This is a genomic window from Pseudomonas sp. NPDC087615 (genome assembly GCF_044743445.1).
Lineage (GTDB): Bacteria > Pseudomonadota > Gammaproteobacteria > Pseudomonadales > Pseudomonadaceae > Aquipseudomonas > Aquipseudomonas baetica_A.
The window spans coordinates 29,814-45,101 of record NZ_JBIUWM010000050.1 but is presented as its reverse complement, the minus strand read 5'-3'; the positions used below and the strand labels follow the sequence as shown (position 1 = coordinate 45,101).

Sequence of the window (15,288 nt, the reverse complement as noted above, 5' to 3'; positions counted from 1 at the left end):
TGCCCTGGGCCAGTCGCTATAAGAATGTCAGAGCTTCGTTGAACATTTGAAGGGTTTTTTCTAGGTAGTTAATGTGAATCTTGTTAATCGCGCCTTAATTTTAATTACCCATTTTCGGATTCCAGTAACGGGTTTGGTGACCGAAGTGCACACCGGCCTTCAGCATATCGCGCATGTTGACTTGGGACATGATAGTTCCTTAATAAGTCGGGTTTGGCCTCCACGTATCCCAATGACCAACCAGTGGCATAAAGCCAAAAGCACCCAGGTCATCGTGTCGACACGTGTGTGGATTTAAGCTTTTCGGGGCATCCCCGGAAAGCGGCGCATTTTATACCACAGGGTGTGCAGAAACGGAACCTGAAATCTGTAATCACACCAAGGACATGGGCGCAGCCCCCTTGGAATCGGCCCGGCACCCAGCATTGTATAGAGAGAAGCGATACACGCCGGCGCGGAATTGCTCCTTTCGTCTGTTAGAATCGCGTTTTTCAGGGTCGCAAAACCAACAGTTGCCACCCTATCCGTATCAGCAAGCGCCGCCGAGCGCAGAGAGAGCCTGTATGACCGTCAACCTCAAAACCCCCGAGGACATCGCTGGTATGCGTGTCGCCGGCAAACTGGCCGCCGATGTGCTGGAAATGATTGCCGAACATGTAAAACCGGGCATTACCACTGATCAGTTGAACCAGATCTGCCACGACTACATCGTCAATGTGCAGCAAGCCATCCCTGCCCCGCTCAACTACAAGGGCTATCCGAAGTCGATCTGCACCTCGATCAACCATGTGGTCTGCCACGGCATCCCGAACGACAAACCGCTGAAAAACGGCGACACCCTGAACATCGACGTTACCGTGATCAAGGACGGTTACCACGGCGACACCAGCCGCATGTTCCATGTTGGCGAAGTGCCGGTCTGGGCAGAACGCCTGTCGCAGATCACCCAGGAATGCATGTACAAGGCCATCGAGATCGTCAAACCTGGCTGCCGCTTGGGTGACATCGGTGAAGTCATCCAGAAGCATGCGGAAAAGAACGGTTTCTCGGTGGTTCGTGAATTCTGTGGGCACGGCATCGGCAAGGTATTTCACGAAGAGCCACAGATCCTCCACTACGGCCGCGCGGGTACCGGCATGGAACTGAAGGCCGGCATGACCTTCACCATCGAGCCGATGATCAATCAGGGCAAGGCCGACACTAAAGTATTGGGCGACGGCTGGACGGCGATCACCAAGGACCGCAAGCTCTCGGCACAGTGGGAACACACCCTGCTGGTAACCGACACTGGCTACGAGATCTTCACTCTGCGCGCCGACGACACCATCCCGCGCATTTCGGCCTGATCCCCAGCACGTTCCCAGCCTTTTACAGAAGGAAAGCCAATCGATGCCGCAGGTGGATCCCGAACTCTTCGACCGCGGCCAGTTCCAGGCTGAACTGGCCCTGAAAGCGAGCCCTATAGCGGCGTTCAAGAAGGCCATCCGCCAGGCCCGCGACGTGCTCGACGCACGCTTTCGCGGTGGCCGCGACATCCGCCGGCTGATCGAAGACCGCGCCTGGTTCGTCGACAACATCCTGCAAAAGGCCTGGGAGCAGTTCAACTGGAGTGAAGACGCCGATATCGCGCTGGTAGCGGTCGGCGGCTACGGCCGTGGTGAGTTGCACCCCTACTCCGATATCGATCTGCTGATCCTGCTGGACAGCGCCGATCACGAAGTTTTCCGCGATTCCATCGAGCGTTTTCTGACTTTGCTGTGGGACATCGGCCTCGAAGTCGGTCAGAGCGTTCGCTCGGTCGATGAATGCGCCGAAGAAGCCCGCGCCGACCTGACGGTGGTCACCAACCTGATGGAAAGCCGCACCATCTGCGGCCCCGAGCGTTTGCGCCAGCGCATGCTGGACGTCACCAGTACCGCACACATGTGGCCGGCCAAAGAATTCTTTTTGGCCAAGCGCGCCGAACAGAAGACTCGCCACCACAAGTACAACGACACCGAATACAACCTGGAACCCAACGTCAAAGGCTCGCCCGGCGGACTGCGGGACATTCAGACGATTCTTTGGGTTGCCCGTCGTCAATACGGCACCCTCAACCTGCGCGCACTGGCCGGCGAAGGCTTCCTGGTCGAGAGCGAAAACGCCTTGCTCGCCTCTTCGCAGGAGTTTTTGTGGAAGGTGCGTTACGCCCTGCACATGCTGGCCGGACGCTCTGAAGACCGTCTGCTGTTCGATTATCAACGCACCATTGCCGGGTTACTGGGTTTTGAAGGTGACGACGCCAAGCAGGCCGTCGAAAACTTCATGCAACAGTACTTTCGCGTAGTGATGAGCATCGCCCAGCTCAGCGACTTGATCATCCAGCACTTCGAAGAGGTCATTCTCGCACCGGAGGACGAAGCACCGCCGCAACCGATCAACTCGCGCTTCCAACTGCACGACGGTTATATCGAGGCGCGCAGTGACAACGTGTTCCGCCGCACGCCGTTCGCCATGCTCGAAATTTTCGTGTTGATGGCTCAGCAGCCTGAAATCAAAGGCGTGCGTGCCGACACCATTCGCCTGCTGCGCGAGTACCGTCACCTGATCGACGACAACTTCCGCAACGATATCCGCAATACCAGCCTGTTCATCGAGCTGTTCAAGTGCAAGGTCGGCATCCACCGAAACCTGCGGCGGATGAACCGTTACGGCATTCTCGGGCGCTACCTGCCGGAGTTCGGCTTTATCGTCGGGCAGATGCAGCACGACCTGTTCCACATCTATACAGTCGACGCACACACCCTGAACCTGATCAAACACCTGCGTAAGTTGCAGTACACCCAGGTGTCGGAAAAATTCCCGCTGGCCAGCAAGCTCATGGGCAAGTTGCCCAAACCGGAGCTGATCTACCTCGCCGGCCTGTACCACGACATCGGCAAGGGCCGGCATGGCGATCACTCGGAAATCGGCGCGGTCGATGCCGAGGCGTTCTGCCAGCGTCATCAGTTACCGGTGTGGGACAGCCGCCTGATCGTCTGGCTGGTGCAAAACCATCTGGTGATGTCGACCACGGCCCAACGCAAGGACTTGTCCGACCCACAGGTGATCCACGACTTCGCTCAAGCCGTCGGCGACGAAACCCGCCTCGACTACCTGTATGTGCTGACGGTCGCCGATATCAACGCGACCAACCCGACGCTTTGGAATTCCTGGCGCGCCAGCCTGTTGCGCCAGCTCTATACCGAGACCAAACGCGCCCTGCGCCGTGGCCTCGAGAACCCAGTGGATCGCGAAGAGCAGATCCGCCAGACCCAGAGCGCTGCCCTGGACATCCTGGTGCGCGGCGGTACCGATCCGGACGATGTCGAGCAATTATGGGCGCAGTTGGGCGATGACTACTTCCTGCGTCACACAGCAGGCGATGTGGCCTGGCACAGCGATGCAATTCTCCAGCAGCCCGCCGATGGTGGCCCACTGGTGCTGGTCAAGGAAACCACCCAGCGCGAGTTCGAGGGCGGTACGCAGATTTTCATTTACGCGCCCGATCAGCACGATTTCTTCGCCGTGACCGTGGCCGCGATGGACCAGCTCAACCTGAACATTCATGATGCCCGGGTCATCACCTCGAGCAGCCAGTTCACCCTCGACACCTACATCGTGCTCGACACCGATGGCGACTCGATCGGCGACAACCCGGCACGGGTCAAGCAGATCCGCGAAGGCCTGACCGAAGCCTTGCGCAACCCGGACGACTACCCGACGATCATCCAGCGTCGGGTACCACGCCAGCTCAAGCACTTTGCCTTTGCGCCGCAGGTGACGATCCACAACGACGCCCAGCGACCGGTGACGGTGCTGGAACTCACCGCGCCCGACCGGCCAGGATTGCTGGCGCGCGTTGGCGGGATATTCCTCGAGTTCGACCTGTCACTTCAGAACGCCAAGATCGCCACGCTGGGCGAACGGGTGGAAGACGTGTTCTTCATCACCGACGCGCACAATCAGCCGTTATCCGATCCGCTGCTGTGCAGCCGTTTGCAGGATGCGATCGTCGAACATCTGAGCGTCAATCAGGAACCCGATATCAAACTGTCGCGCATCAGCATCTGACTGCGCGCCCGGATTAATCTGCTTTGCATTGAGACCCTGCACGAATGAACAACGCTCTGAACCAGCTCCAGCCCTACCCTTTCGAAAAGCTGCGCGCCCTGCTCGGCACCGTCACGCCGAATCCGGACAAGCGCCCGATCGCGCTGTCCATCGGTGAGCCGAAGCATCGCTCGCCAAGCTTCGTCGCCGAGGCGTTGGCCAACAATCTGGATCAGATGGCGGTGTACCCGACCACGCTCGGCATTGCGGCGCTGCGCGAAGCCATTGCTGGCTGGTGCGAGCGCCGCTTCGGCGTGCCAACCGGCTGGATCGACCCGGCGCGCAACGTGCTGCCGGTCAACGGAACCCGTGAGGCGCTGTTCGCCTTCACACAAACCGTGGTCAATCGTGGTGACGACGCACTGGTGGTCAGCCCGAACCCGTTCTATCAGATCTACGAAGGCGCCGCCTTCCTCGCCGGTGCCGAGCCGCATTACCTGCCGTGCCTGGACGAGAACGGTTTCAACCCGGACTTCGATGCCGTCTCGCCGGACATCTGGAAGCGCTGCCAGATTCTGTTCCTGTGCTCGCCGGGCAACCCGACCGGCGCGTTGATCCCGGTCGAGACCCTGAAAAAACTCATCGCCCTGGCCGACGAATACGATTTCGTGATTGCCGCCGACGAGTGCTACAGCGAACTGTACTTCGACGAACAGACGCCGCCGCCCGGCCTGCTCACTGCCTGCGTCGAACTGGGCCGCAAGGATTTCAAACGTTGCGTGGTGTTCCACAGCCTGTCCAAGCGCTCCAACCTGCCGGGCCTGCGTTCCGGGTTTGTGGCCGGCGACCCCGACATTCTCAAAGGCTTCCTGCTGTATCGCACCTACCATGGCTGCGCAATGCCGGTTCAAACCCAACTGGCCAGCGTCGCCGCGTGGAACGACGAAGTGCATGTGCGCGCCAACCGTGCGCTGTATCGCGAGAAGTTTGATGCGGTGCTGGAAATCCTCAGCCCGGTGATGGATGTGCAACGTCCCGATGGCAGCTTCTACCTGTGGCCAAGTGTGCAAGGTGACGATGCTGCGTTCTGCCGCGACCTGTTCGCCGAAGAACACGTGACCGTGGTGCCGGGCTCCTATCTCTCCCGGGAAGTGGATGGCGTCAACCCTGGGGCTGGCCGCGTGCGCATGGCGCTGGTAGCACCCTTGGCGGAATGCGTTGAAGCGGCTGAGCGGATTCGCGCCTTTATTACTCGCAAGCACTAACTTCCGAAGTCTTGCGCCAGGCAACCTGGCGCAACGGCCTGATTAAAAGTTACACATTCATCCCATCAACAGTCTCCTGTCCGGCCGCCCTGAGTTATCCCTGTGCGCCAATACTCCAACCCCTAAAAACAAATGCAACAACGGGACATTGCTCCAGCATAAAGTTACAACATCTGCACCCAAAGAATACCCAACCAGATTATCTTCGCATCCGCTTTAACAGGTTTGTCCAATGGATCAGGACAGACATTCACAACCCACACGGATGTTGATCATGCAACTATTCCACTATGTAGAACTGAAGCTGCAGAATAAAAGCAACTGCACTGACTCGATCAATGAAGAACATACCGAAGACCGAGTACAACCGTTATCTCAAGGACGTCACAAGCGCTCAGTCGCTTATGCCGACTATTTCTGGGAAAACGCCAGCACCCTTAAAATATCCTTCACCCACGATGTTCCTTTGGACCTGAGAGACCGAATTGAACGGATCATTCGCCAATGGGAGCCTTACGTCAGTCTGGCCTTCGAAATCGTAGCGGATGACAAAGGTGAAATTCGCATCGCTGTGGGCGGCAAGGATAGCTACTCGACCATGGGGACAGAAGCACTCACCATCGACGCTGACCTTGCGACCCTGTGCATCGGGGTAGAACCGGACAACTTCGATTTTGAGCGCACACTGCTTCATGAGTTTGGTCATGCCTTGGGTTTCCATCATGCGCACCTGCACCCCCAGGCCAATATTCCATGGAACAAACCGGTAGTTTATAACTTCTTCAAAACCAACTTCGGATGGACCAAAGCACAAGTCAACCTTAATCTTTTTGATGTTGATCCGACCCAAACACTGTCTTTTGGAAAGTACGATAAAGACTCCGTCATGCACTACCACGTACCAGCCTTCATGACCTTGTCGAACTGGCAGACGAAAATAAATACAACGATCAGCGAGGGGGACAAGTTGTTTGCAAGTCAGACCTATCCCCCCATCAACTATCGCGAACTGCCTATTTGATCTTTCCCAGATTCGCCTCGCTCAAGTCCAGGTCAGCCAGCACTTCCCTGAGCACGTCATCGCCGATCTGGTGATGGCGACTCAGGCTATAGAGTTCAAGGCGCTGCGCCCGCAGTGCCTTCACACGCAAATGACGTTCCAGCAGATCCATCTGGAACGCCAGCGCCTGCGCTTCGGCGGAATCATTGAACACGTCCAATTGATGGCGATACTCGGACATGATCCGGGCCTTGAGCTCTGCTGCCAACGCCGCTTGCGCAGCGTCCTGCGGGGGGAACTCTTCGGTTTCAAGCGCATGAATGGCCGCTTCAGCGGTTTGGCGCCAGGCATCGCGGACTTCCTGACGGCGTTTGTCGTCTGGACTCTTCTGGATTCCATGCAGCAACAGCGGCAGCACAATGCATGCCGATATCAACGACAGCAGGATCACGCCGGCAGCGATGAAGATCAGCAGATCACGTTCGGGAAATGCGTCCGCCCCTATCAACATCGGTACCGACATCACGCCCGCCAGCGTGACCGCCCCGCGCACACCGCCGACGGTCAACAACCAGCAGGAACGGGCGGTGGGCACTTGTGTCAGCTCACCTTTGCCACGCAAACGCCGCAGCAGCACGGACAACCGCCAGATGCTTTGTACCCAGATAAACCGCAGCAGCACCAACGCCAGGAAAATCGCCAACACATCGAGGCAACGATAAAGCAACGTTGGCCACAGCGTTGGCTCATGGCTGACCACAGCCTTGATAATGTCCGGCAACTGCAAGCCCAATAGCAGAAAGATCAGGCCGTTGAAGGCAAACTCCAGCAGCGACCAGACGCTGCGATTGAGCAGTCGGGTGCTGGTCTGGCGCGGCAGCAGGTCGAGCCAGCTCTGCATCATCCCCGCCGCCACCGCCGAAAGAATGCCCGACACACCCAGGCGCTCAGCCAAAACGTACGCGGCGAACGGCAGCAACAACATAAACACCACATGGGTGGCCGGATCATCCCAACCACGGGCGATCATCCAGGCGCGCCCGCGCCCGACCAACCAGCTCAATGCCACCCCAACGGCCAGCCCGCCGATTGCCACCACAACAAAGTCCAGGCTCGCATTGGTCAGCGAAAACACCCCGGTGACGGCTGCCGCCAAGGCGAACTTGAACGTCACCAGGCCCGACGCATCATTCATCAGCGCCTCGCCTTGCAATATGTGCATCAGCGGCGTCGGCAGGCGATTTTGCGAAATAGCCGAGACGGCCACGGCGTCGGTTGGCGACAACACGGCTGCCAAAGCAAAAGCCACGGGCAACGCAATCGTCGGCAACAGCCAATGAATGAAGTACCCGGCGCCGACCACGGTGAACAGCACAAGCCCCACCGCCAGCGTCAGGATGGGCCCCCGCAGATGCCAGAGCTCGCGTTTGGGCATGCGCCAACCGTCGGAGAACAGCAGCGGCGGCAGGAACAGAAACAGGAACAATTCAGGGTCGAGCGCCACATGCAGACCGAGCGTAGGCCAGGCCAGCAAGGCACCGGCGGCGATTTGCACCAGAGGCAATGGCAACGGGATGACCCGTCCGACCAAACGCGAGACGCTGACCAGCATCAGCAGGATCAGAACGGTGTAGGCAGTTTGCATAAAGCGCAAATCTCAGGAGATCGACAGCGTTGAACTGCCATATTAGCCGCTTAGGATGCGCGTGACCGTTGCACCTACGTCGCAGCCTCGCAAACTCGCGCCCACAGGTTTTGCGCTTTACCCGAAGGGGCATGGCATAATCCCAGACCATTTTTTTCCAGCACCTGTAAAGGGGGCAATTCCTTGACCGTTTCAAGTAAAACGTTGCACCTTTTCGGCATCAAAGCCTGCGACACCATGAAAAAGGCGCGCACCTGGCTCGATGAACACGCTGTCAACTACGACTTCCATGATTACAAAACCGCCGGTATCGACCGTGAACACCTGACCCAATGGTGTGACGAGCACGGCTGGCAAACGGTGTTGAACCGCGCAGGCACGACCTTTCGCAAACTCGACGACGAACGCAAAGCCGATCTCGACCCATCGAAAGCCATCGAACTGATGCTCGCTCAACCCTCGATGATCAAGCGCCCGGTGCTCGATCTCGGTGACAGAACCCTGATTGGCTTCAAGCCAGACATCTACGCGGCCGCGCTCAAGTAAGCAGCCCGTCACTTTTTGCAGAGGTATTCACATGTCCAATTCCCTGTTCAGCATCGCCTTCGGCGTCGGCACACAAAACCGTCAAGGCGCATGGCTGGAAGTGTTCTATGCACAGCCACTGCTCAACCCGTCGGCTGAACTGGTCGCTGCTGTTGCGCCGATCCTCGGTTACACCCAAGGCAACCAGGCCATCACCTTCACCACCGCGCAGGCTGCGCAACTGGCTGAAGCGGTGAAAGGCATCGACGCCGTTCAAGGCAAACTGCTGACCCGTCTGGCCGAGAGCCACAAGCCGCTGGTCGCCACCGTACTGGCCGAAGATACACAACTGACGTCGACGCCAGAGGCTTACCTCAAGCTGCACCTGCTGTCCCACCGCTTGGTCAAGCCGCACGGTGTGAGCCTGGCCGGGATCTTCCCGCTGCTGCCAAACGTTGCCTGGACCAGCCAGGGCGCGATCGACCAGAGCGAACTGGCCGAAATGCAACTCGAAGCCCGTCTGCGTGGCGAACTGCTGGAAGTGTTCTCGGTAGACAAGTTCCCGAAAATGACCGACTACGTGGTGCCGGCCGGCGTGCGTATCGCTGATGCCGCGCGCCTGCGTCTGGGCGCCTATGTGGGCGAAGGCACCACCGTCATGCACGAAGGTTTCATCAACTTCAATGCCGGCACCGAAGGCCCAGGCATGATCGAAGGCCGTGTATCTGCTGGCGTCTTCGTTGGCAAGGGTTCGGACCTGGGCGGCGGTTGCTCGACCATGGGCACCCTGTCGGGCGGCGGCAACATCGTGATCAAGGTTGGCGAAGGCTGCCTGATCGGCGCCAACGCCGGTATCGGTATTCCATTGGGCGACCGCAACACCGTCGAGTCGGGCCTGTACGTGACCGCGGGTACCAAGGTTGCGCTGCTGGATGAAAACAACAACTTGGTCAAAGTCGTGAAAGCGCGTGAACTGGCGGGCCAGACCGACCTGCTGTTCCGCCGCAATTCGCAAACCGGTGCCGTGGAGTGCAAAACCCACAAGTCGGCCATCGAGCTGAACGAAGCGCTGCACGCTCACAACTAAGCAGCCACACGATCCCCTGTGGGAGTGGGCTTGCTCGCGAAAGCATCCTGTCAGTCAACGACTTTGCTGAATGACACAACGCCTTCGCGAGCAAGCCTGCTCCCACAGGGTCTGGCGTAAACCCCGCCCAAGTTCACAGGGCTTAACAGATGATGATTCCCTCTCCCTGGCGCGCCGACTTCCCGGCCATCGCCGCTCTGCAACGGCAAGACCAGACCTATCTGGATAACGCCGCCACCACGCAAAAACCCCAGGCCCTGCTCGACGCATTGGCGCATTACTACGCCAACGGTGCGGCGAATGTGCATCGTGCGCAGCACTTACCCGGCGCCCATGCCACGCAAGCGTTCGAAGACAGTCGCCTCAAGGTTGCCCAGTGGCTCAATGCCGGTGACAGCGGGCAGATCATCTTCACCCACGGCGCCACCAGTGCGCTGAATCTCTTGGCTTATGGCCTGGAACATCTCTTCCATCCGGGCGATGAAATTGTCATCAGCGCCCTGGAGCATCACGCCAACCTGCTGCCGTGGCAGCAACTGGCGCAACGTCGTGACTTGAAACTGGTGATCCTGCCACTGGATGACGACGGCTTGATCGACCTCGCGGCGGCGGTGCGTTTGATCACCCCGCGCACCCGATTGCTGGCGGTCAGTCAGTTGTCCAACGTGCTCGGCGCCTGGCAACCACTGCCCGCGTTGCTGGCCATGGCCAAGGCGCAAAACGCCCTGACCGTGGTCGATGGCGCCCAGGGCGTGGTACATGGTCGGCATGACGTGCAGGCCCTCGGTTGCGACTTCTATGTGTTTTCCAGCCATAAGCTGTACGGCCCTGATGGCCTCGGCGTGTTGTTCGGGCGCAACAAGGCGCTTGAACACCTGAAGCCGTGGCAGTTCGGCGGCGAAATGGTGCTGGAAGCCAATTATCACGACGCGCGCTTCCGCCCTGCTCCGCTGGGCTTCGAGGCTGGCACGCCGCCGATTGCCAGTGTGATCGGCCTCGGGGCGACCCTCGATTATCTGGCAGGGCTGGATCAGGACGCGGTGTCTGCTCACGAAGCGGCGCTGCATGATTATCTGCTGTGCGGCCTCGCCGCTCGCAACGGCATTCGCGTGCTGGGCTCGCCGCAACTGGCGCTGGCCAGTTTTGTCGTCGAAGGCGTGCACAACGCCGATCTGGCGCACTTGCTCACCGAGCAAGGCATTGCCGTGCGCGCCGGGCATCACTGCGCCATGCCACTGCTCAAAAGCTTCGAGCTCGCTGGGGCGATTCGCGTATCGCTGGCGCTGTACAACGACTCCGAGGATCTGGAGCGCTTTTTTGAAGCGCTGGATCAGGCACTGGAGTTGTTGCGATGAGCCTGCCGATCGCCGCCGCGCAAGCGCTGCAAACCTTTCAGAATGCTGCCGGCTGGGAACAACGAGCGCGTTTGCTGATGCAGTTCGGTGATTGTCTGCCGCCGCTGGGCGATGCGGATAAAAACGACGCCAACCGGGTGCATGGTTGTGAAAGCCAAGTGTGGTTGGTGGGCAAATTGCAGGACGGTCACTGGCAATTCAGCGCCAGCAGTGATGCGCGGATGATTCGTGGGTTGGTGGCGTTGCTGCTGGCGAGGGTCAACGGGTTGACCGCTGATGAGTTGCAGCAGGTGGATTTGCCGGACTGGTTCAATCAGTTGGGGCTTTCGCGCCAGCTTTCACCGTCGCGCAGTAACGGCTTGAATGCCGTGCTCAAGCGGATGAATGAGTTGGCTGTTTGATCGCCTTCGCGAGCAAGTTCGCCCCCACAGGGGAACGCACTCCAATGCGGGCTAGCTCGCGAAGGGCCATCAGCCCCAGCATCAAACCTGAGGTTTGACTCGGTCAGCCGGGCGCCGAACACCCGCCACAATCTTGTCCACAGCCTTGGTCGCCGCGACCATGCCAAACGTCGCCGTCACCATCATCACCGCGCCAAATCCACCGGCACAGTCCAATTTGACGCCGTCGCCGACAAAGCTCTTCTGCAAACAAATGCTGCCGTCAGGCTTCGGATAGCGCAGTTGTTCGGTGGAGAACACACACGGCACGCTGTAGTGACGGGTCACGGTGCGCGAAAAACCGTAATCGCGGCGCAACGTAGAGCGCACTTTCGAGGCCAACGGATCATTGAACGTGCGGTTCAGGTCGCAGACCTGAATCAGCGTCGGGTCAATCTGCCCGCCCGCGCCGCCCGTGGTGATGATCTGGATCTTGCGGCGTTTGCACCAGGCGATCAGCGCAGCCTTGGCGTTGACCGCGTCGATGCAGTCAATCACGCAGTCGATGTTTGGCGTGATGTATTCGGCCATCGTGTCACGGGTGACGAAATCCGCCACCGCGTGCACGGTGCAGTCGGGATTGATCCCGCGCAGGCGCTCGGCCATGACCTCGACTTTGGGTTTGCCGACGGTGCAGTCCAGCGCATGCAACTGCCGGTTGGCGTTGCTGACGCAGACGTCGTCCAGGTCGAACAGCGAGATTTCACCCACGCCGCAACGGGCCATGGCTTCCGCCGCCCAGGAACCGACGCCACCGACGCCGACGATCGCCACATGGGCGGCGCGCAGACGCTCCAGGCCTTCGATGCCATACAAACGGGCGATGCCTGCAAACCGTGGATCTTCTGTACTCATGACCATTACCCCAAAAACCGGCGCGCATTATAGGGCTACGCAGCGACAAGTTTTAAGCTTCAAGCTAAAAGTGTAAGAACTTAAGTCAACGTGGATTGCCCAACGTAAGTCATTTCCCTGTCCGATGTACGACTGGCGAACTGCCGGTGTAGGATGCGCGCCCCTCTGGCGTACAGCCGACCGATCCTCCGTTCCACAGCCTTTGGAACCCGAAACAGCTATGTCATCGCGTAAATTTGGACTCAACCTGGTGGTGGTTCTGGCAATCGCCGCCCTGTTCACCGGTTTCTGGGCGCTGATCAATCGCCCGGTTTCCGCACCGAACTGGCCGGAGCAGATCGCCGGTTTCTCCTATTCACCGTTCCAGCAGGGACAATACCCACAGAAGGATCAGTATCCGTCTGATGAGGAGATGCGCCGCGACCTGGAGATCATGAGCAAGCTGACGGACAACATCCGCATCTACTCGGTCGACGGCTCCCTGCAAGACATCCCGAAACTGGCTGAAGAATTCGGTTTACGCGTGACCCTCGGGATCTGGATAAGCCCCGACCAGGAACGTAACGAGCGGGAGATCACTCGCGCTATCGAACTGGCCAATACCTCGCGCAGCGTGGTTCGGGTGGTGGTCGGTAACGAGGCGATTTTCCGTAAGGAAATCACTGCCGAGCAACTGAGCGTCTTGCTTGATCGCGTACGCGCAGCCGTGAAAGTGCCGGTGACCACCTCCGAGCAATGGCACGTTTGGGAAGAACACCCGGAACTGGCCAAGCACGTTGACCTGATCGCCGCGCACGTTCTGCCGTACTGGGAATTCATTCCCGTCGACAAGGCCGGACAGTTCGTTTTCGACCGTGCCCGCGACCTGAAAAAGATGTTCCCGAAAAAGCCGCTGCTGCTGTCCGAAGTCGGCTGGCCGAGCAACGGCCGCATGCGCGGTGGTGCCGATGCGTCGCCAGCGGATCAGGCGATTTACCTGCGCACGCTGGTCAACAAACTCAACCGTCAGGGCTTCAACTACTTCGTGATCGAAGCCTTCGATCAGCCGTGGAAGGCCAGTGACGAAGGTTCGGTGGGCGCGTATTGGGGCGTGTTCAACGCCGCGCGCCAGCAGAAATTCAACTTCGAAGGCCCGGTGGTAGCGATCCCGCAATGGCGCGTGCTGGCCATCGGTTCGGTGGTGCTGGCGCTGCTGTCGCTGACTCTGCTGATGATCGACGGCTCGGCCCTGCGCCAGCGTGGCCGTACCTTCCTGACCTTTATCGCGTTCCTTTGCGGTTCGGTATTGGTGTGGATCGGTTACGACTACAGCCAGCAATACAGCACCTGGTTCAGCCTGACGGTGGGCTTGCTGTTGGCGCTCGGTGCGCTCGGGGTGTTCATCGTATTGCTGACCGAGGCCCATGAACTGGCCGAAGCGGTGTGGATTCACAAGCGTCGACGAGAATTTCTGCCGGTTGAGGGCGATTCCAGCTACCGGCCAAAAGTGTCGATCCACGTGCCTTGCTACAACGAGCCACCGGAGATGGTCAAACAGACCCTCGACGCCCTGGCCGCTCTCGATTACCCGGACTACGAAGTCCTGATCATCGACAACAACACCAAGGACCCAGCCGTTTGGGAACCGGTGCGCGACTATTGCGAAACCCTCGGCCCGCGCTTCAAGTTCTTCCACGTTGCGCCATTGGCAGGCTTCAAGGGCGGCGCGTTGAACTACCTGATTCCGCACACCGCCAAAGACGCCGAAGTGATTGCGGTGATCGACTCCGATTACTGCGTACACCCGAACTGGCTCAAGCACATGGTGCCGCACTTCGCCGATCCGAAAATCGCCGTGGTGCAGTCGCCGCAGGATTATCGCGACCAAAACGAAAGCACCTTCAAGAAGCTCTGCTACGCCGAGTACAAAGGTTTCTTCCACATCGGCATGGTCACCCGTAATGACCGTGACGCGATCATCCAGCACGGCACCATGACCATGACCCGTCGCTCGGTTCTGGAAGAACTGGGCTGGGCTGACTGGTGCATCTGTGAAGACGCCGAACTGGGTCTGCGCGTGTTCGAAAAAGGCCTGTCGGCGGCGTATTACCACGACAGCTATGGCAAAGGTCTGATGCCGGACACCTTCATCGACTTCAAGAAGCAGCGTTTTCGCTGGGCCTACGGCGCCATCCAGATCATCAAGCGCCATACCCGCAGCCTGCTGCGCGGCCAGGACACCGAACTGACTCGCGGCCAGCGCTACCACTTCCTCGCGGGTTGGTTGCCGTGGGTCGCGGACGGGATGAACATTTTCTTCACCATCGGCGCATTGTTGTGGTCGGCGGCGATGATCATCGTCCCGCAACGGGTCGACCCGCCGCTGCTGATTTTCGCAATCCCGCCGCTGGCGCTGTTCGTGTTCAAGGTCGGCAAGATCATCTTCCTGTATCGCCGCGCGGTGGGCGTGAACCTGAAGGATGCGTTCTGCGCGGCATTGGCCGGGTTGGCGTTGTCGCACACCATCGCCAAAGCAGTGCTGTACGGCTTCTTCACCAGCAGCATTCCGTTCTTCCGCACGCCGAAAAACGCCGACAACCACGGCTTCTGGGTGGCGATTTCCGAGGCACGGGAAGAATTGTTCATCATGCTGCTGTTGTGGGGCGCGGCGCTGGGGATCTTCCTGGTGCAAGGCATTCCGAGCAACGACATGCGCTTCTGGGTGGCGATGCTGCTGGTGCAGTCGCTGCCGTATCTGGCGGCGCTGATCATGGCGTTCCTGTCGTCACTGCCAAAACCTGCCGCGACGCCTGAGCCGGCACCGGTCGTCTAAATACTCATCGATGCACTAAACGGCGGCCAATGGTCGCCGTTTTGCTTTAAGATAACCGCCATTTTGCGGGGCTTGGCGTGATACGCGGTCTGACTGACCGGACTGTATCCCTGTGGGAGCGGGCTTGCTCGCGAATGCGGTGTGTCATTAAAAGTTGATGTTGACTGGCACAATGCATTCGCGAGCAAGCCCGCTCCCACATTTAGTCCGCGCCCACATTCATGATCTCCGGA

11 protein-coding genes and 1 pseudogene are annotated in these 15,288 nt (G+C 59.1%); 9 read left to right on the top strand and 3 right to left on the bottom strand.

Translation table 11 applies throughout. The features are described 5' to 3' along the window. Positions 1-19: 19 nt before the first annotated feature. Positions 20-190, bottom strand: a pseudogene (locus tag ACIOU6_RS21855) (30S ribosomal protein S2); the annotation flags it as partial. Positions 191-563: 373 nt separating this feature from the next. On the opposite strand from ACIOU6_RS21855, the gene map reads away from it, so the two are divergent. From map to ACIOU6_RS21835, 4 genes are all read left to right on the top strand, one after another. After that, the gene (gene map / locus ACIOU6_RS21850; RefSeq protein ID WP_221732442.1) at positions 564-1,346 is read left to right on the top strand and encodes a type I methionyl aminopeptidase; all 783 of its coding nucleotides are present in this window, start codon (positions 564-566) and stop codon (positions 1,344-1,346) included. A gap of 43 nt (positions 1,347-1,389) precedes the next feature. After that, on the top strand, positions 1,390-4,092 hold the full coding sequence (locus ACIOU6_RS21845; RefSeq protein WP_401138856.1) for a [protein-PII] uridylyltransferase: 2,703 nt from the start codon (positions 1,390-1,392) through the stop codon (positions 4,090-4,092). Positions 4,093-4,136: 44 nt separating this feature from the next. After that, the gene (dapC, locus tag ACIOU6_RS21840) at positions 4,137-5,336 is read left to right on the top strand and encodes a succinyldiaminopimelate transaminase (protein ID WP_401138855.1); all 1,200 of its coding nucleotides are present in this window, start codon (positions 4,137-4,139) and stop codon (positions 5,334-5,336) included. 274 nt (positions 5,337-5,610) lie between these two features. Then, positions 5,611-6,357 (top strand): M12 family metallopeptidase, encoded by a 747-nt coding sequence (locus tag ACIOU6_RS21835; protein WP_401138854.1) that lies wholly within the window; start codon positions 5,611-5,613, stop codon positions 6,355-6,357. On the opposite strand, the gene ACIOU6_RS21830 is transcribed toward ACIOU6_RS21835, so the two are convergent. Further along, the gene (locus ACIOU6_RS21830; RefSeq protein ID WP_401138853.1) at positions 6,350-7,981 is read right to left on the bottom strand and encodes a Na+/H+ antiporter; all 1,632 of its coding nucleotides are present in this window, start codon (positions 7,979-7,981) and stop codon (positions 6,350-6,352) included. The genes ACIOU6_RS21835 and ACIOU6_RS21830 overlap by 8 nt on opposite strands. 183 nt (positions 7,982-8,164) lie before the next feature. Between ACIOU6_RS21830 and ACIOU6_RS21825 the strand changes: the two genes are divergently transcribed. From ACIOU6_RS21825 to ACIOU6_RS21810, 4 genes are all read left to right on the top strand, one after another. Then, on the top strand, positions 8,165-8,527 hold the full coding sequence (locus ACIOU6_RS21825) for an ArsC family reductase (protein WP_401138852.1): 363 nt from the start codon (positions 8,165-8,167) through the stop codon (positions 8,525-8,527). 31 nt (positions 8,528-8,558) lie between these two features. Beyond that, positions 8,559-9,593, top strand: coding sequence for a 2,3,4,5-tetrahydropyridine-2,6-dicarboxylate N-succinyltransferase (gene dapD, locus ACIOU6_RS21820; RefSeq protein ID WP_221732437.1), 1,035 nt, complete (start codon positions 8,559-8,561; stop codon positions 9,591-9,593). A gap of 149 nt (positions 9,594-9,742) precedes the next feature. Next, positions 9,743-10,948 (top strand): aminotransferase class V-fold PLP-dependent enzyme, encoded by a 1,206-nt coding sequence (locus tag ACIOU6_RS21815; protein WP_221732436.1) that lies wholly within the window; start codon positions 9,743-9,745, stop codon positions 10,946-10,948. Further along, a complete protein-coding gene (locus tag ACIOU6_RS21810; protein ID WP_221732435.1) occupies positions 10,945-11,349 on the top strand; it encodes a SufE family protein in 405 nt (134 codons plus the stop codon). Before ACIOU6_RS21815 ends, ACIOU6_RS21810 begins: the two co-directional genes overlap by 4 nt. An 81-nt stretch (positions 11,350-11,430) precedes the next feature. Here ACIOU6_RS21810 and tcdA read toward each other — a convergent pair whose 3' ends face one another. Further along, complete coding sequence (tcdA, locus tag ACIOU6_RS21805) at positions 11,431-12,249, bottom strand: tRNA cyclic N6-threonylcarbamoyladenosine(37) synthase TcdA (RefSeq protein WP_401138851.1); 819 nt, start codon at positions 12,247-12,249, stop codon at positions 11,431-11,433. Between the two features lie 214 nt (positions 12,250-12,463). Between tcdA and ACIOU6_RS21800 the strand changes: the two genes are divergently transcribed. Then, positions 12,464-15,055: a glycosyltransferase gene (locus ACIOU6_RS21800; protein ID WP_221732434.1), complete on the top strand. Its 2,592-nt coding sequence runs from the start codon at positions 12,464-12,466 to the stop codon at positions 15,053-15,055. The last annotated feature ends 233 nt before the right edge of the window (positions 15,056-15,288 follow it).